This is a genomic window from Lysinibacillus sp. JNUCC-52 (genome assembly GCF_015999545.1).
GTDB lineage: Bacteria > Bacillota > Bacilli > Bacillales_A > Planococcaceae > Lysinibacillus.
Genome location: NZ_CP065546.1, coordinates 3,159,129 through 3,177,536, shown reverse-complemented (window position 1 = coordinate 3,177,536; position 18,408 = coordinate 3,159,129). Strand labels below are relative to the sequence as shown.

The 18,408-nt window shown below is 36.6% G+C and carries 17 protein-coding genes; 6 read left to right on the top strand and 11 right to left on the bottom strand.

Translation table 11 applies throughout. The features are described from left to right. Position 1 precedes the first annotated feature (1 nt). Positions 2-694, bottom strand: a complete 693-nt coding sequence (locus JNUCC52_RS15735) for a hypothetical protein (RefSeq protein WP_337980302.1) — start codon at positions 692-694, stop codon at positions 2-4. A 594-nt stretch (positions 695-1,288) separates the two neighbouring features. On the opposite strand from JNUCC52_RS15735, the gene JNUCC52_RS15730 reads away from it, so the two are divergent. After that, a complete protein-coding gene (locus JNUCC52_RS15730) occupies positions 1,289-1,525 on the top strand; it encodes a DUF2500 domain-containing protein (RefSeq protein ID WP_337982231.1) in 237 nt (78 codons plus the stop codon). 28 nt (positions 1,526-1,553) lie between these two features. Here the strand turns inward: JNUCC52_RS15730 and JNUCC52_RS15725 are convergent, their stop codons facing one another. The 3 genes from JNUCC52_RS15725 to JNUCC52_RS15715 form a co-directional block, all read right to left on the bottom strand. Continuing rightward, positions 1,554-3,914: a bifunctional 2',3'-cyclic-nucleotide 2'-phosphodiesterase/3'-nucleotidase gene (locus JNUCC52_RS15725; protein ID WP_337980301.1), complete on the bottom strand. Its 2,361-nt coding sequence runs from the start codon at positions 3,912-3,914 to the stop codon at positions 1,554-1,556. Between the two features lie 306 nt (positions 3,915-4,220). Then, entirely contained in the window at positions 4,221-4,847 is a 627-nt protein-coding gene (locus JNUCC52_RS15720; protein ID WP_173479390.1) for an FMN-dependent NADH-azoreductase, read from the bottom strand. A gap of 288 nt (positions 4,848-5,135) precedes the next feature. Further along, on the bottom strand, positions 5,136-5,843 hold the full coding sequence (locus JNUCC52_RS15715; protein ID WP_337980300.1) for a DsbA family oxidoreductase: 708 nt from the start codon (positions 5,841-5,843) through the stop codon (positions 5,136-5,138). Positions 5,844-5,969: 126 nt separating this feature from the next. On the opposite strand from JNUCC52_RS15715, the gene JNUCC52_RS15710 reads away from it, so the two are divergent. Continuing rightward, on the top strand, positions 5,970-7,349 hold the full coding sequence (locus JNUCC52_RS15710) for an FAD-dependent oxidoreductase (protein ID WP_337980299.1): 1,380 nt from the start codon (positions 5,970-5,972) through the stop codon (positions 7,347-7,349). A gap of 266 nt (positions 7,350-7,615) precedes the next feature. Here the strand turns inward: JNUCC52_RS15710 and JNUCC52_RS15705 are convergent, their stop codons facing one another. After that, positions 7,616-8,542 (bottom strand): manganese-dependent inorganic pyrophosphatase, encoded by a 927-nt coding sequence (locus JNUCC52_RS15705; protein WP_139859929.1) that lies wholly within the window; start codon positions 8,540-8,542, stop codon positions 7,616-7,618. A gap of 332 nt (positions 8,543-8,874) precedes the next feature. On the opposite strand from JNUCC52_RS15705, the gene JNUCC52_RS15700 reads away from it, so the two are divergent. Continuing rightward, on the top strand, positions 8,875-9,681 hold the full coding sequence (locus tag JNUCC52_RS15700) for a GNAT family N-acetyltransferase (protein WP_337980298.1): 807 nt from the start codon (positions 8,875-8,877) through the stop codon (positions 9,679-9,681). Between the two features lie 116 nt (positions 9,682-9,797). Here the strand turns inward: JNUCC52_RS15700 and JNUCC52_RS15695 are convergent, their stop codons facing one another. Together JNUCC52_RS15695 and JNUCC52_RS15690 are read right to left on the bottom strand one after the other, a co-directional pair. Beyond that, positions 9,798-10,664, bottom strand: coding sequence for a MurR/RpiR family transcriptional regulator (locus tag JNUCC52_RS15695; protein WP_173479387.1), 867 nt, complete (start codon positions 10,662-10,664; stop codon positions 9,798-9,800). A gap of 737 nt (positions 10,665-11,401) precedes the next feature. Next, positions 11,402-12,616: an MFS transporter gene (locus JNUCC52_RS15690; protein ID WP_217270344.1), complete on the bottom strand. Its 1,215-nt coding sequence runs from the start codon at positions 12,614-12,616 to the stop codon at positions 11,402-11,404. A 204-nt stretch (positions 12,617-12,820) separates the two neighbouring features. Between JNUCC52_RS15690 and thrC the strand changes: the two genes are divergently transcribed. From thrC to JNUCC52_RS15675, 3 genes are read left to right on the top strand one after another with little or no spacing between them, the layout of a single operon-like run. Then, complete coding sequence (thrC, locus tag JNUCC52_RS15685) at positions 12,821-13,873, top strand: threonine synthase (RefSeq protein WP_173479386.1); 1,053 nt, start codon at positions 12,821-12,823, stop codon at positions 13,871-13,873. Next, entirely contained in the window at positions 13,870-14,763 is an 894-nt protein-coding gene (thrB, locus tag JNUCC52_RS15680) for a homoserine kinase (protein ID WP_173479385.1), read from the top strand. Before thrC ends, thrB begins: the two co-directional genes overlap by 4 nt. A gap of 51 nt (positions 14,764-14,814) precedes the next feature. Beyond that, positions 14,815-15,480 carry a 2-hydroxy-3-keto-5-methylthiopentenyl-1-phosphate phosphatase gene (locus JNUCC52_RS15675; RefSeq protein ID WP_173479384.1) on the top strand — a complete coding sequence of 222 codons (666 nt, stop codon included), beginning with the start codon at positions 14,815-14,817 and terminating at the stop codon, positions 15,478-15,480. 54 nt (positions 15,481-15,534) lie between these two features. Here the strand turns inward: JNUCC52_RS15675 and zupT are convergent, their stop codons facing one another. The 4 genes from zupT to JNUCC52_RS15655 all read right to left on the bottom strand — a co-directional run bounded on the left by zupT (position 15,535) and on the right by JNUCC52_RS15655 (position 18,304). Continuing rightward, positions 15,535-16,344, bottom strand: a complete 810-nt coding sequence (gene zupT / locus JNUCC52_RS15670; protein WP_173479383.1) for a zinc transporter ZupT — start codon at positions 16,342-16,344, stop codon at positions 15,535-15,537. A gap of 187 nt (positions 16,345-16,531) precedes the next feature. Further along, positions 16,532-17,143 carry a phosphatase PAP2 family protein gene (locus JNUCC52_RS15665; protein WP_337982230.1) on the bottom strand — a complete coding sequence of 204 codons (612 nt, stop codon included), beginning with the start codon at positions 17,141-17,143 and terminating at the stop codon, positions 16,532-16,534. A gap of 89 nt (positions 17,144-17,232) precedes the next feature. Next, positions 17,233-17,367, bottom strand: a complete 135-nt coding sequence (locus JNUCC52_RS15660; RefSeq protein WP_255639593.1) for a hypothetical protein — start codon at positions 17,365-17,367, stop codon at positions 17,233-17,235. A 37-nt stretch (positions 17,368-17,404) separates the two neighbouring features. After that, entirely contained in the window at positions 17,405-18,304 is a 900-nt protein-coding gene (locus JNUCC52_RS15655) for a hypothetical protein (RefSeq protein WP_173479382.1), read from the bottom strand. Between the last annotated feature and the right edge of the window lie 104 nt (positions 18,305-18,408).

The window sequence follows — 18,408 nt, the reverse complement described above, 5'->3', positions numbered from 1 at the left end:
CCTACTTTCTATCAACTGAATAATGTTTTATAGCTGGTTTTCCTACACTACCGTAGTATGTTTTAGTCCATAACAAACCATCCCAATTGGATCTGTGTTCTTGTACAATTTTAACTCTATGTGTGTGTCTTCCTTGCTTATAGTAAAAATCTCTACTAGAATAACCTGCGTCAGGACCCGATAAAACAACTTCTTCAGTTATTTTTTTGCTGCCCGATGCACTGAATCCGAAAGAAGATTTAACTTTTGGTAAAGCCTTACTCGGAATATCACTACTAAATGTGCCTGAAATAGTAGCTGATACTTCTGTTGAACTTTTATAAGACATACCTCTTGCAATACTCATAATAAAATATGGTCTTGATAACCAAGACCAGCTTTGAGTTATACCCTGATCATAAACTAAATACGTGTCATATTCCCTATAATTGTCGAGTGTTTTGATTTCATCTAAGTTCTCTTCTATATAGTATCCAATTAATACTTGGTAAACTCCATCATAGTTTTCTGTTACGGGTTCCGAAAGTTCAATATAGTTATAACCATCTAGAGTGCTTCCTGTCAGAAACTCAATTTCATTATCTGGAATTTTGTTATCCATGAAATTTGTTTCTGCTTTAGCAATATTAAGTGATCCAAATACAGTGAACATCAAAGTTGTCGCAATAATTAAAGACCAAATCTTTCTCATCATTACTACCTCCTTTTTTAATTTACCAAAGATAAAAGGAAGAAAATAAAGTTTTCATGTTCAGCATAATTTTACCTCTTTTTTTAAAAAAAAATGTAACATGAGAATATTAATAAAGTAATAATATTTTGTAAAGATTTTGTTACAGAATATTACTAGAAGACACTATTTGTAGGAGGTCTATAATCGTTCTTTTGCAAAATAAGCTTTCTTTATCTGTACTTAACAACGCTAGACGATTCGTTTTGATGTATTGACTGCTCGCTGAAATCGCTGCATCTAATAATTGATACATAATCACTTCTAATCGCGCGTGAGTTATCTCTACACTCGACGTTGATATAACAGTGTTTTGAGCCGAATTCTGATGTTTACTTAGGTGTTTAAAGTCCTTTTTAGATTGCCATTTCATACACAGTTAGACGGTAAATACTACTTAAAATACTTTCAAATTTAGCATGCTGCACATCAATGACACGACAACCACTATGAGTTTTTCTTAAATTATTTCCTTAATTTTTTTCATCGTCTTAGCACATTTGCCTTCGTTATACTTACCAGCATTAGACAATGGGCAAAAAATAATAATTCACCTGAATTAACAGTGCCGCCAAAACCGTTACAAAACGGACAGACACAGGTGGTTCAGGCAACTCTAGTGCTCATACCTCCTACTATGTCACTTTTGAAGTTCAAAGTGGAGATCGTTTAGAGCTAAAGCTCAATGGTAGAAGCTATCGGCAGCTAGCTGAACATGACTTTGGCATATTAACGTTTCAAGGTACTCGCTTTAAAACATTTGAACGCCATAAAAAAGAGAGCTACGATGAATAATCGTGCTCTCTTTTTTACATAAGTAGTATTACTTAATTAAATATTTACCGAAGCCACCTTCTGTATCACCAAGATACTCAATGTTGCTTCCTGCTGGGATGACTTTTTGTGCATCCTTAGCCGAGTGGTAAATAATCTTTGTATTAGCTGGGAATGGTACAAATGACCAGTTATTATCCGCAGCTGGATTAATTGTTTTGTTTGCCATAATATAATCAATTACTGCTTGACGATTTTCATAAGCATAGTTTGTTACGTTTGTGCCTTCCGCATTTTTAAACGTTGCTCCATAAGAACCACCAACACGGTAATTGTTTGTGATGATAATGAATTCTTGCTCTAAATCAATTGGCTTACCATTGTATTGTACATTTTTAATACGGTTTGCTTTGTCATCTAAAACAACACCGCGACGATCATATTTTGCTGGAGATGTTACATCAATTTGATATGTTAAACCATCTAAAACATCAAAGTTGTAAGAGCGCGCTTCCGCATCAATAATATTTTGTTCCTCAGTTTTCGTCGGATCGATTGTTGCGAAAATACCAGCAGCCATTTCTAACCATTCGATAGCTTGTGCACCTGTTACTTTTATCGTTGCAACCGTATTATCGTAATGATAGATGTCCGCCATGTTTTTAATAGCAAGTGGACCTACAGGAATATTTGTGAAGTCTGCAGGGTTATTGCGTGAACCCGCTTTGAAAGGAGCACCCGCAGAAAGAATAGGTGTGTTTTCATCAGCAGTCCCTTTCAGTTCCTTTTCAATAAACCATTTTTGAGCTTGTGTTACGATTTGGATAGATGGATCATCTTGAACCATTGAGAAGTAGCTATGAATAGGTGCAGTCGTTTCACCAACAGCTTGGCGAATATACGTTAATGTACCTTCATGTGCTTCTTTTATAGCGTTTAATACAGTTGAAGATGGTTGTAAGCCTTCTTGCTTAATAGAACGGATTGACCCTTGTCCATTGACAACAACCCATTTCGAACCTTGTTGTTCTAATTTCAAATCAATTACACCAAGGTGGCTACCATAGCTTCCTGCCATAACTGTTGGAACGCCATTAATTGTACCTTTTTCTTGATCGACATTTTTAAGGTCTTTATAGTCACCTGGGAATGTTAAATGTGAGTGACCAGTAATTAACGCATCGATACCTTCAATTTCAGAAATTTGGTATCCTACATTTTCAGCGCCTTTTACATTCGTATCTTCCCCGATACCTGAATGAGAAAGCACTACGATTACATCTGCACCTGCTTTTTGCATTTCAGGTACAACTTCTTTAATCGCTTCTACAGGCTCCTGCATTTCAACTTTACCTTCTAGATGAATGGCATCCCATTCAACAATTTTCGTTGGTACAATACCTGTTACACCCACTTTTAGTGCATGTTTTTTACCTGTATTGTCCACAACCTCTTTATCGATAATAACAAATGGTGTATACATATGTTCTTTTGTTTTTGCATCGTAAGTGTTCGCATTTACGACTGGATATTGTGCATCATTGAGTACTTCCGTTAAAAAATCTAAACCATAGTTGAATTCATGATTTCCTAAAGTGCCGCCATCATATTTTAATGCGTTTAAAGCAGCAATAGCTGGATGAGTTTCGCCTGGTTTTAACACATTTTCTAACGCTTTATAGGAACCTAGTGGTGTTCCTTGAATTAAATCACCATTATCAAATAATAATGTATTAGGATTTTCTGTACGTGCTTGCTCAATAAGAGCAGCAGTGTTTGCTAGACCAACATCAGCAGATTCAGCATCTAAATAGTAGTTATAGTTTGCTAAATTTGTATGAATATCAGTAGTTCCTAAAATTTGAAGATCCACTGTTGTTGAAGATGTAGGTACTTTGTATTCAGCTACAAAACGTTCAATAATACTTTGCATTTGATCAGCTGTCACATAGTCACGCGGACGAATTGTATTATCTTCGTATCCTTGTAATATGTTTGCTGCTACAGCATTTGCTAAATCTTGCTTATGTGTGTCAGCAACTTGATCTGCATCTTTGAACTTATCTAATTCATTAAGTGACGCATTGTTTGCGACTAATCCACGAGCAGAAATAACAAATGCCTGTTGGCGTGTTAGCTTATCATTTGGACCAAATAATGTTGCTGTTTTCCCTTTAATTAACTTTAGTTCTACCGCTTTTTCCACATAAGGGGCTAAATCCTTTGGGACATCCGTAAAACCAAGTGAAGACCCATCACCAAGCTCGACATCCAAGCTTTCTACTAGTTCCTTCACGTAATCCCCACGTGTTACATCATTAGCTGCCGCATTCGCTGAAAAGCCAAATGGTAATACAGCAAATAGAACAAGTAACAGGGCTAACATTTTAGTTATTAATTTCTTATTCAAGCAATTACCTCCCTATAAATATAATATTTTCCTGCAAATTCTATTATATTATACTAATCATTAATTTAACTGAATACTTAGACCTAATTGTATGTACTTTTAAACTAATAGCAGAACACTTTCTTAACAAATCATACATTATTATTATTTCTTATTTTTTATTGTTTATAGTATGTTATTTTATGTAAATGTCTAATAACTGCGCAACACCAATATGTCATACCTTCATACCTCTACCATACTTCTATAAATCTAATAAAAAAAGCCCTCCCAATATTGAGAGGACTTTTAGTAAAAAAAAGTTACTTATGCTTTTACAGCTTGTAAAGATTTTGCTAGTTCTTTAACAGCTTCTAGGCCGTTTGCAATAATTTCTTCTGCTTTATCTGGTGTAGCATTATGACCTTCAATGATAACTTCATTGATAATTTCCATACCGAATACGCCACCAACTACGTTTTTAATGTAGTTTACTGACATTTCCATAGGTTGTGCTTCTGGTGCTGAATAATAACCACCACGAGCATTAAGAATGATAGCTTTTTTATCAGTCATTAAACCAACTAATTGACCGTTTTCATCATATTTGAAAGTGAAACCAGCTTGGTATACATAGTCAATGAAAGTTTGTAATGTAGCTGGGATTGTTAAGTTCCATAATGGGAAAGCAAATACTACTAAGTCTGCTGCAGTTAATGCATCCATAGCTTTTTGTTTTGCAGCTAAAATGCGTGATTCGATATCAGTTAATTCTTCACCGCTTTGAACTTTACCAAATGCGTTGAAAAGATCTTGACCGAAGTAAGGCATATCTTCAGCGTATACATCGAATGTAGTTACGTTTACATCTTGTAAGCTTTCCATGAAAGTGTCATACATTTTTGTTGAAATTCCGTCTGGACGGTTGTTAGCTTTTACTACTAATACGTTCATTATATAAATCTCCCTTAAATATCTTAGTTTAATATCTCTCGAATTCAAGATATATACTTATAATAATAAAATAACATTAAAAAGTCAACGTCCCAAACATCAGACTTTTGACTGAATAATTGTAGTAGAAAACCTTAACATGTTCCAAACGAATACGCCTCGGCGTGATTGCGTCCCGATTTTTTAAGCTTGCTCGAAAAGCTCATTTATAAAATCGATGCCATACGCCGCGGCTTTTAATTTGATTCAGCCGAAGATGAACCCCACTGCATTGACTCCTAATTTAAGTTAAAAATTACAGCTATCATCTGTACATACGCCTGCATCTCCAGAGCCTTCCATTTTTAAAGTAGGCTGCAAACCTTCTTCCTCTGCTACTTTACGTAATGTATTTTCAAATACCTCTTGTGGTTGTGCTCCTGAAATACCATATTTACGATTTAGCACAAAAAACGGAACTCCTTTAACACCAAGCTGAAGGCCCTCTTGTATGTCTACTTCCACATCAGCTTTAAAATCATCGCTAGCAAGAACCTTTAACACATCATCACGGTTTAGGCCTACTTGTTCTGCAATGCTAACTAACACATCATCATGACTAATGCGTTTTGCATCTATAAAATAGCTGTGTAAAATTGCCTCAACAAGTGCTGTAGCGTCTCCTTGTTGTTCCGCCCATTTCACAAGTCGATGCGCTTTTAAAGTGTTTTCTGCCATCATCTTATCGAAGTTATAGTTTAACCCTACTTCCTTCGCACGCGCTGTCACACCTTGTGTCATTTCTTTCGCTTTATCTAATGACATACTATATTTTTTAGCCAAAGATTCATAGATTGACTCATTCGTATCTTCTGGCGTTGTTGGATCAAGCTGATAACTTTTATACACAAGTTCCACCTGTCCTTCAAAGCCTGTATCCTGAATCGCCTTTTCTAATTGCTTTTTGCCAATATAACAAAATGGACAAACATAATCTGACCAAATTTCAATTTTCATAATGAAACACGCTCCTTTTGCTACATTGTAACGACACCAGTTCCCTCGAAGCAATTTTTATGCTTCATTGCATAAATTTTCAAAGCTATCTCCATACTAAGCCTAAAAACACTGTGAGGGTTATTTATGACACAATCTCTTTGGCTAGCAACGACCGACTCCGATTCATTGCCATCATTGACGGCTTCAACGAAATGTGATGTTTGTATTATTGGGGGAGGGTTGACTGGACTTTACACTGCCTATGTCTTAGCAAAAGCAGGCGTTGATGTTGTACTACTTGAAGCAAATACTAAGCTTAGTCATGGTACGACTGGTCATTCAACAGGAAAATTAACTGCACAGCACGGCTTAGTGTATGCGAATCTTATCGAAAAGCTTTCTGTAGATGATGCCCGACTGTACTATCAATTGAATCAGCTTGCTATAGAGAAAGCATTACAGTTACTTCCTAAAGATTCCGTTCAACAAGTGGATTCATTACTTTATTGTCAAACTAAAGAAGGCTACTCACAATTATTAAAAGAATGGAATGCCTATAAAGTATTAAATATAAAGTCCAAAATCACATCTGACACGGAGCTCCCATTCCCTGTTACAAAAGCGCTCAGCCTATCACAACAGGCGCAAATAAATCCTGTAACAGTTAGCAACTTTCTTATAAAAGAGGCGTTATCTATGGGCGCTAAACTGTATGCGAATACCCGTGTTCAGCAACTACAAATTGCACAAAATAACTTACATACCGAAAAAAATATATCGGTTCAATACAACAAGCTAATTTTGTGTACTCACTATCCCATTGAGGCATTTAAAGGGCTACAACTGTTCAAGCTTTCAAATAACCGCTCTTATATGGTCGCTAGCAAAATAACAGAGACGTTCAAAGGGCAATATTTATCAGTTGATTTCCCCTCTCGCTCTATTCGAACGGCAACAATAAATGATGAACATTATTTATTGCTCGGTGGGGCAAATCATATCGCTGGTGAAACGACAAATACAGAACCCTATTACGATGCTATTCAAAATGAAATGAAAGTCCACTTTGGGCAGGAACCATTATATAGATGGTCTGCTCAAGACATCGAAACACCAGACATGGTACCTTACGTCGGGAGAATTACAAAGTCCTTACCTAATGTCTATATAGCAACAGGATATCGTAAATGGGGCATTTCCAATTCTTTTGTAGCTGGAGACTTACTGTCATCGCTAATTACAGGAACTACAAATGCTAATGATGCAAGTGCACTCTATTCACCAACACGCACGAAATTTGGTGCTCAATTTATGCAAATGCTAAAGGTTGGTGGCTTCGTAGCAAAGGAATTTGTCTCAGGACATATAAGAAACGGCAACGCTCCAACTTGTACGCATTTAGGCTGTAAAACGAAATGGAATGAAGCTGATGAAACATGGGATTGCCCATGCCACGGTTCCCGATTTAATTCACAAGGTGAAGTGCTAGAGGGGCCAGCAGTACAGCCATTAAAGCTTGACTAAAAAGGACAGCCGCATTACGTCATCATTTCCTCTAGCAAGAGCTTTAGTGGAAGGTTGCAAAGGCGGTGCCTCCTGCAAGATGGCACGCATAGTTAGACGTAACAGGCGCGGTGCAATAGTGATTGTTGCAGCCTACGGTGTGCTTGCAGAAAGCTCAGCCGTAGTAGACAACATTGACAATGCAAAAAAGTGTTAGATTGATAACAGTCAATCTAACACTTTTCCTTTTTGTCCTAGCCACATTTACGTTTGGGCTATTCCTTAAATTATTTTAAAGCTTCCGTTAATACAGGGACGATTTGTTTTTTACGAGAAACAACACCTGGTAATACAACACGGCTGTTTGTAAGCTCAGCACCAAATGCTTTTGCTGCAGCTTCTGCAACTTGTCCGATTGCAACTGCTGTTGAATCATTGTTTAAAATATCTGTTACAACAAAGAAGAATAAGTCTAAGCCATTTTCAGCAACATTTTTGTTTAAAAGAATTTCTAATTCCTCTTGTCGACCAAGTACGTCATTAATATCGACAGCATTCACTTGAGCTACTACTGATTTATATTCACCAAACTGGAACTCTTTAGCATCTAAAGATAAAAGATCTTCTAGTGATTTATCTGAAAGATCAGCGCCTGCTTTCAACATTGCTAGGCCATAGTCAGCCGCATCAACGCCAGCAATTGCTGCTAGTTCTTGTGCAGCTTTGACATCCTGTTCTGTACATGTTGGCGATTTGAATAATAATGTATCGGAAATAATAGCAGACAACATTAAACCTGCAATGTTTGATGGTACTTCAACATCATTTTCTTTAAAAATTTTATTTAAAATAGTTGCCGTACAACCAACAGGCTCTGCACGGTAGTACAATGGGTCTGCTGTTTGGAAGTTTGCAATACGGTGGTGATCAATTACCTCAGTAATTTGTACTTCTTCAATTCCGTCAGCTGATTGTTGGAATTCGTTATGGTCTACAAGAATAACTTTTTCCGCTTCCCCTACTACGGAAGTAATTAAACGAGGTGCCTCAAAGCCAAATTTCTCTAGGGCATATTTTGTTTCATTATTTACGTCACCAAGACGTACTGCTTCACTATCTACGCCAACTTGTTGTTTTAAATAGGCATATACAATTGCAGATGTAATCGTATCTGTATCAGGATTTTTATGTCCGAAAACTAAAACTTTACTCATTAATACTTTTCCTCCTAAATGGCTTCTACATTTTCATTTATTTTAACATAATTTATGATAGAACATGATATAAAGTAAAACTTTCATCATCTACCATTTTCGTCAACTATCTTCTTGTTCAATGAGGCAGCGCTATACTATAATAAAAGAATTCCACTTCTTTTCATAGTTTATCTATTTATTACCAAGCATTATTTTACTTTTTCTATGTTAAGCATAAATTTCCTTATTTTAGATGGATATATAGTTGTGATTTTTATACAAGAAACGATAATTTTATGCTATTATCATGTAGTCAAAATTTTTTTTTAGGAATTACAGGAATGGGGATTATGATGACAAAGAAGATGGAAAAAAAGTATATTCCTTTAGCAAGCTATTTTGACGTAGCTTCGCAAAATGAAATTACATTATCCTTTAGCGCATTAGAAAACATTATGGGACAAGCTTTACCCAATGCTGCATACTTGAATAAGAGCTGGTGGAAAAAAACAAAGCCCCCTCTTACGCACTTTTTATCTTGGACAAATGCAGGTTATTATGTCATTGATGTCAAATTGGGCACGAGTGTCACTTTCTCTCGCACACAAGAGAAAATGCCTTTGGACAATAATTCTGAAAATAACGAAAATACTTCTGCGTACATAATCCGAGCGATTGAAGCATCAGATGCTAGAGCATTTATTCTTTTACAGGAAGAAATCCTTCAGCAAACTGAATTTTTGTATAATGTAGAAAATGAGTTAGAGCTAACCGTACAGCAGCTAAGAAAAGATCTAACTTATTGGAAGCAATTAAAAAACCGCACGATTTTACTTTGCATTTTAAATGGCACCTTTGCAGGCTATGCCGTTGTCCATGGCTATAAACATTCTAAAGCTAAACATATTGCATCAATTCACATGGCCGTAAAGAAAGAGCACCAACGAAATGGTATCGGTTCAGCACTTATGAATGCAGTGGAAGACTGGGCTAGCAAACGTGATATTTCCCGTTTAGAATTATCCGTGATGGAGCATAATGATGCTGCATTACAGTTATTTAAAAAACATGGGTTTGTGCAAGAAGGAACCCGCGCCAATGCTATTAAACTAAAAGATACGTTTAAGGCTGAATATAGCTTTAGCAAAATTTTATAAATTATTTTTCTTTGATGTCTAATGCTTATTTGGACATCTTTTTTTATTTCTCCTTCGATTGCCCATCAAAAAAACGCATAGATTAGCAGTTGTACTCCAATCTATACGCTGTTTTTTCAAAATACTTGCTTCTCTCTTGCAATATCTAAAAACAATAAATTATTTTCTACTTGTTCATATGATTGTTGATATTGCTCATATTGCTCTTTATCTTGGCTAACCATCTCCTCAATCAATGCATGCATAAAGGAAAATAGGACTGGCACAACGTCTAAGGAAGATTGATTTTTTAAGCCTAATGCAAACAAAGCACTTGCATAATCCCTAATTGGTGACAATGCCGAACCTGTAATCGCAATGATTTTTACTTTTTTCATTTTCGCTATTTCCACAATTGTTTTTACATCATTGGATTGTTTGTCACATGAAAAGACGATTAACGTAGTACGTTCACTCATACTGTTTATTTGTTGAACGAGATCATCGGAATCTGTACGTAGCTGCTTTATATTCGTTCGTAAAGTTTTCAACGTATACGATAACCAATTTGCAATCGAGGCATCTTGGCGCGCGCCTAAAATATAAATAGTATCCGCTTCATGCATCCACTTGGAGCTTTTTTGAAGCATACTATCGTTAATTAGATGTATTGTATCTTGAATATTTTGCATATCACGCTGCATGACCTTACCGAAGCTAGATGTCTTCTGGTTGCTCGTCATATAGGTGGGATGGTGAGGTGTACCCTCATTTTGAGAGTTTAAATAGTTTCTTATTTCTTCCTGTAGTTCAACATAACCTGACAAATCCATTGCATAACAAAAACGAATCACGGTTGATTCACTAACATTCGCTTGCCTCCCCACTTCTGCCGCACCATTGGCAATCACAACCGCAGGATTACTTATAACAAATTGTGCGACTTTTCGTTGTCCTTTCGACAGCCTTACATATCTTTTCTTTATATCTTCTTTTATACTCATTCCTAACAACCTTTCTTTCAAAGAAATTATCACGAATGGAGATTATTCCCTACTGATTCTAAATTCGATTAAAAATACAGTATCACGATTGCAATTTGAATACAATGACTTTTCAGAAAAATCTTTAATACATTAATACACTAATGCACTAGTTCGTAATAAATTGACATATAATTTATGTATTCGCAATATTAAAAATATGTTTATTATCCTCGCCATTTTACTGTATACAATATTCAATTCGAAATTTTAACACATTTCAGAAAAATATGTATAAAAATAATCTTATATTTTATTTTTTGAAGAACGCAGATTTGAAAAGTCTTGGATCAGACTATAGACAAACTCGAAGTTTTCCGAATTTATCTATAGTCTTTTTTTATTAAAACTAATATAGGTGATGACTACTACTGTTGATTCCCGCTACGGGCGAGCGCTTTCCGCGGGCACATCGTAAGCCGCAACCCTCGCTAGCGCGCGGTCTGTTGCGACTTACGTACTGAGCGTTCTGAGCAGGAGTTGCCACCCTTCACTCCTATCAACTTGATATGGATTGCTAGCAGTCTACTATAATTATGGCAAACAGCTTCATAGGGCGGGGATGCTTGAAGAGTATGGCGACGCGAAAGTAAGAACCCCTTTTTACAATAAAAATAACAAAAGGGATTAAGATTTCTATTCTTAATCCCTTTTGTCGACAAGCTGAGTCTTGGATTCAGATAGCATCCAAAACTTTTTTATTCTAATTCAATTTGTTTTGTTTCTGTTCCTAAAAATATAACACCAATAACGCCAATTATTATCGCACAACAGAAAATCGCAAAAATAAAGCCGATATCATAGCCTGCCGTTAACAGTGATCCTACTAATAGCGGACCAAAAATACCGCCAATTCTTCCTACTGCAGCTGCCATTCCTGCACCTGTTCCACGAATAACTGCTGGATACTGTTCAGGTGTGTAAGCGTATAGCGCACCCCATGCACCTAAGTTAAAGAATGATAAAAACATTCCTGATATTAATAGGACAGCCAACGTTTCTGCATTACCAAAAATGAAAGCACTTACAGCCGTTCCAATTAAATAGGAAACTAGTACGAATTTCCGTCCGAATTTTTCAATAAACCATGCAGCTGTGAAGTATCCTGGTAGCTGTGCTAACGTCATCATTAAGACATATTTAAAGCTAGTAATCATATCAAAACCTTTTCCTACCATTACACTTGGCAACCATAAGAACATTCCGTAATACGAGAATACAACCGTGAACCATAGCACCCAAAGCATGAATGTCGAACGTGCATATTTTTTCGACCATACTTCCCGTACATTAAGAAAAATACTGCGCTTTTTAGATTCTACCTTTGCAGTAAATTGAGGCGAATCTGGTAAATGCCAACGAAGGTAAATCGCGTAAATAGCAGGAATAGCTGTTAATAATAATGCTACACGCCATCCCCATGTAGGTATAACAAAATATGATATAAGCGCTGCAATTAGCCAGCCTGCTGCCCAAAAGCTTTCCAGTAATACAACTACTCTTCCACGTTCCTTTGCCTCAACACTTTCAGAAACAAGTGTAGATGCTACTGGTAATTCTCCACCGAGCCCCATGCCTACTAAAAAGCGTAATGCCATAAACGCTACTAATGTTGTCGTAAATGCGGATATGCCGCTCGCTACTGAAAAGAGAATAAGGGTCCACATAAAAACTTGCTTGCGCCCCACTTTATCGGCAAAAATTCCAAATGCAAGTGCACCTACCGCCATACCAATAGAATTGATACTACCAATCCAGCCCATTTGACTTTTTGTTAAATCCCAATCTACCGCTAGCGCTGTAATAACGAAAGATAAAATACCAACATCCATCGCATCAAAGAGCCAACCAACACCTGCAACGCCTAAAAGCTTGTTACGTGAAATGGATTGTTCTGTCTTTATTGTTGTCATAATAACCACCTGTCTTTACATATGACTTTACATTACCAGTTTACTATACAGTTGTTTCGAGAAAGTGACAAGTAAAATTCAAATGACCGAATTGTTTAGACAATTTAATAATTGCTATTGAAAATATATAGTCTTTTGCGTTAAAATGTCTCTTATACAAAAACAACTGTTCTTTCTATAAGAACAAAAGGAGATCGTTACGTTATGTGGAAAGGCCTTATTGAAGAATATAAACAATTTTTACCCGTAACAGAAAATACACCCGCTCTAACATTAAACGAAGGCAATACGCCTCTTATACATTTAGTTAATCTATCAAAACAGCTTGGTATCGAGCTTTATGGTAAAATAGAAGGCGCAAATCCGACTGGTTCTTTTAAAGACCGTGGTATGGTATTTGCGGTAGCAAAGGCTATTGAGGATGGTAGTAAATGTGTAATTTGTGCTTCAACAGGGAATACATCAGCAGCAGCTGCAGCTTACGCAACACGCGCAGGTATTCAATCGATTGTCGTTATTCCTAAAGGGAAAGTTGCCCTTGGTAAACTAGCACAAGCGACAATGTATGGTGCAAAAATTATTGAAATCGATGGCAATTTTGATGATGCTTTAAATATTGTGCGCCAAGTTAGCGAAACAACACCAGTAGCACTTGTCAATTCGGTTAACCCATACCGTATCGAAGGGCAAAAAACAGCTTCTTTTGAAATTGTAGATGCTTTAGGTTCTGCTCCCGACTATTTATGCATTCCAGTTGGAAACGCAGGTAACATTACTGCTTACTGGAAAGGCTTTAAAGAATATAACGATGTGAAAGCGTCAGGTTTACCAAAAATGTTCGGCTTTGAAGCGGAAGGCGCCGCAGCTATTGTTAAAGGCGAAGCAATTCCTAACCCTGAAACAGTGGCAACAGCTATCCGTATTGGTAATCCTGCTAGCTGGCAATTTGCTGAAGCAGCACGTGATGAGTCTGGCGGCATTATTGATTCTGTAACAGATGAGGAAATTATTGCAGCATACAAGCTAATCGCTGGAACTGAAGGGATCTTTGTTGAGCCTGGTTCAGCTGCATCATTAGCAGGTGTAATTAAATCTGTTGAAAATGGTAAAATTGCTAAAGGCTCAAAAGTCGTGACAGTATTTACTGGTAACGGCTTAAAAGATCCAGATACTGCTATGAACGTTTCAACAGTGGACGTCGTATCTCTTAAAAATGATGAAGAAGAAATTCGTAAATATATCGAGGGCGTACTATGAGTAAAAAGTGGCAAATCACCGTTCCTGGGAGCACAGCCAATTTAGGCCCTGGCTTTGATTCTATCGGACTCGGCTTGTCTCTTTATTTAAAATTAGATGTTTCCCTACAGGATAGTTGGGAGATCATACATCTCGATGACAACGGTCCTAGTGAATTTGAGCTAGAACAACATTTACTATATATTATCGCCAAAAAAATTGCGGATCAGTATAATAAACCATTACCTGCTTGCCGAGTTGAAATGGCAAGTGAACTACCATTAGCCCGTGGTTTAGGTAGTAGCGCCGCTGTCATTGTAGCGGGTATTGAGCTAGCCAACCAATTATGTGATTTAAAGTTAACTATACAGGATAAGCTAAATTTATCTTCTCAAATTGAAGGGCATCCTGATAATGCAACTGCCTCAGTACTCGGTGGCTTGACGATTTCCTCAATGGATGACAACGGAGTAGTCGATACATTCCATGTAAATGATATTAACGCTTCTTTTGTTGTGTACGTACCGAATGTTGAGCTAAAGACAAGTGAGTCTCGCTCCGTATTACCAAAGCAATTTGAGCGAGCATATGCAGTACATGCTTCTGCTAATGCTAATATGCTGGCAGCATCTTTAATGACACGTGATTTTAAACGTGCAGGAAGCTACATGGAAGCGGATTTGTTCCATGAACCATTCCGTTCAACATTAATCCCACAATATGCTGAAATACGTGAAGCTGCAAAAGTACATGGTGCATACGGTACAGCATTAAGTGGAGCAGGTCCGACACTCATTTCCATTATTCCAACTTCGATTGCTGATGACTTTGTTACAACAATGCAAACGAAATTCCCAGAACATCAAATCATCTTAACGCAGGCCGATGAACATGGTGTACAAGTAAAATAAATTAGAACGTCTACTTCAAAGTAGACGTTTTTTCTTGAAGGAGGAAGTACTTTGAAACCAATTATTTTCTGCGATTTTGATGGTACTATTACAGAAACAGATAATATCGTCTCCCTTATGACGCATTTCGTCCCTGAACAATCGGAGAAAATTGCAAAGGCAATGATGGCTCAAACAATAAGCTTCAAAGACGGTATTACTGCGATGTTTGAGCTTTTATCGACTAGCCAAAAGGATGATATCATTCAATATTTAATGGAGACCGCCGTTATCCGTGAGGGCTTTAGCGAGTTTGTTCGCTATGCGCAGGAGCACGATATACCTTTTTACATTGTTAGTGGCGGAGTAGATTTTTTCATTCAACCACTGCTTGAAAGATTTGGCCCATTTTCGGGAATCTATTGTAATAATGCAGACTTCTCTGGAGAGCAAATTACGGTTGTCTATCCACATAGCTGTGATGAACATTGTGCAAAATTTTCAACCCAAAGTTGTGGCTGTTGCAAACCAACCGTCATGCGAGAAATGGCACAGCCCGATCAATTTAAAATCGTGATTGGCGACTCTATTTCCGATTTCGAAGCTGCTAAACAAGCAGATTTAGTATTAGCTAGGGAGCAATTAATTGACCGCTGTAATGATTTACATATTCCCTATAAGCCTTTTAACACCTTTTATGACTGCTTAGAGACAGTTAAAGAATTAATAAAGGCATAATAAAAGGAATCTAGTCTTATCGACTAGATTCCTTTTTCAGTAGTTAATTAAGATTTACGCTAATAATACTAAACTAATAGCCATCACTGCCATTCCACCAACTAAACCATACATTGATAAATGTGTTTCATCGTATCTCTGTGCGGCTGGTAATAGCTCATCTAATGATATAAACACCATAATTCCTGCAACTCCAGCAAATACAATACCGAACATAACGTCTGATAAAAACGGCATTAATAGTAAATAAGCTACTAGCGCCCCAACAGGCTCTGCTAACCCTGATAAAAAGGATAGTTTAAATGCTTTTCTACGATTTCCTGTAGCAAAGTAAATAGGAACAGAGACAGCAATTCCTTCAGGAATATTATGAATGGCTACAGCAATTGCAATCGCAATGCCGACATTAGGGTCATTCATAGCGGACATAAAGGTTGCTATACCTTCAGGAAAATTATGAATTCCTATTGCAAGTGCAGTGAATACGCCCATTTTCATTAAATGACTTTCATCTACCTGTGGTTTTACAGCATTCACATCTTCAACAAGCTTTACTTCATGAGGGTTCGTCGATTTCGGAATAAACTTATCAATTAAAGCTATAAATAACATTCCGCCAAAGAAACCCGCTATCGTCATCCAATAACCATTCGTTGGACCTAAGGCATTGGTTAATGCATCCTTTGCTTTCACAAAAATTTCAACAAGTGACACATAAATCATAACTCCCGCTGAGAAACCAAGAGCTATTGATAAAAATTTAGTATTTGTTCTTGAGGTAAAAAATGCAATTAAACTACCTACTCCTGTTGCAAGCCCTGCAAATAGGGTTAACCCTAAAGCAAATAAAATTTGTCCTTCCAATTCCTTCTTCCTTTTCTCTTTTTTTTATTGTACTCATCTTAGCTTAAAAGTTTCCTATAAGCAATTCTTTTTTGTTAGGAAAATATTTATTAAATCTAATTTTTCAGAATAATTCGGGTGCCTGGCACTTAAAAAATCACTAAAAAGAGCAGTACCATAAAGTTAGGTGCTGCTCACTTGAGTATTACTATTTAATATTGTTCTTATTAAATACGCGCTTACGTCGTTCATACCAAAAAACACAAATGATAAACCAGGTGTATCCTATACACCAGCCTGCAAGCACATCGGAGGCAAAATGGCGCGCACCTGCTACTCGTGAAAGACCAATAAGAATTGTTAGCACAATTGCGCCTATCCAAAGCTGTATTTGACGTGCCTTTGTATTATTTTCAGATAATAAATAAGCAACCGTAAATAAATACAGTATGCCTGTCATAGCATGTCCAGATGGAAAACTGAACGATGTCAATTGATCTTCTATTTCAGGGCGAGAACGTTGCACCCACTTTTTTAACATTTGGTTTAATACGTTCCCTACTGCAAATGTTAATACGACAAATAACATGCCACGGTAATTTTTCGCAATCCATGCTAAATAGACAATTAATATAATCGCAACCCAAACGACAAATTTTGGCTCACCAATATAATGAAAAAACTCTATATACCGATTGCCAAATAATATTTCCGCCACTTTTTTATCGAAATTTAAAATCACGTCACTCTCGTATGTTAAGCGGAACGCAAAAAATATAATTAGAGTTAAAATCGCTAAAGGAAATGACCATTTTTTTATCAAAATTTCACCTCAAAGCTCATTCATGCAATGTTTTTTCACATCATACCATACTTAGGTGAACTTGAGGGAAATATACGATATCTGTCTTATAGCATAAAAATATACTTAATTATATTCGCTAATATAATGGATTCTTCATTCGTTTTATTAAAGTAATTTGAAAGTGCTAACGCAACGATAAATAAAATTGCAATGATAGGTAGTATTTTTCTAAACAACATTAACACTCCCTCACCTTTTATTATTCTATAGTTCAAACTATTTCAATAACACAGGGTCGAATAACCAATCTTTCGGTCCAAAGTTTCGATCCTTTTCCCCTCTCACTTCTCGAGAAATACGATTATTAATAATTAAATCTCTGAACTTTCTACTGAATATTGTTTTTCTGTAAAGATAGCTTCCATCATGACTCCATTCCGAAGAATAGAATACATCTCCATTTAAATTCATAATATCCTTGCCATCATAAATATCAGGTCCTAGAATTACCCCATTTAACCCACATTTGCATGGTGGCTGCTCAGTTGCAAAATACAATTTTATTCTTTCTGCATTACTTGCAGGTAGCATTTGAGTTGGGATGATTTGATATGCAGGTTGCTTCTCTACTTCCGACCCGCTGTGAATTACTTCTAGAAGTTCATAGCCTTCCATATTTGCTTGTTTCATTAAAGCTACTAATTCTTCGGAGGCTACCCAGTATCCGCTTACGTGGACTAAATGACGGCCTTTCATTTGAGAAGTATCAATAACTAACGGTGAAAGTTGCTCTTTTTCCATAAGCCCACAATGCTTACAATATGTACTTATTGAAAATAAAGTGCCTCTATCATCTAAAAACATTTCTGGCGAGTTGCCCGTCGAGTTTAACGTAAATAATGGAGTTTGTTCGTATTCGCTATTTGAAAAATCAAAATAGAAACGTTCCCCAATAGAAACAATACCTAGCTCATGTTCCAATGATTTATATAATGCTGCCACCTGCTCATACGTCACATCTTCATTTAAAGTAAAAATAGGATTAAAAGATGCCTTCAAATTTCTTCTTCTGATTTCAGGCGCACCTACATAAATACCGTAGCGATTATAAACTTTAATGACTTGATCTTGGTTAGATTCATCTATAGAGATTAAATTTTCAAGTTCTACTTTCAAATTATACGCCTACCTTTATTAAAGTTTTTTCGTGAGTATGCTGTCTAGCTAGTAACATGCTAAAAAATCTATGATATTAAACTGCTTATATAAACGATATATTC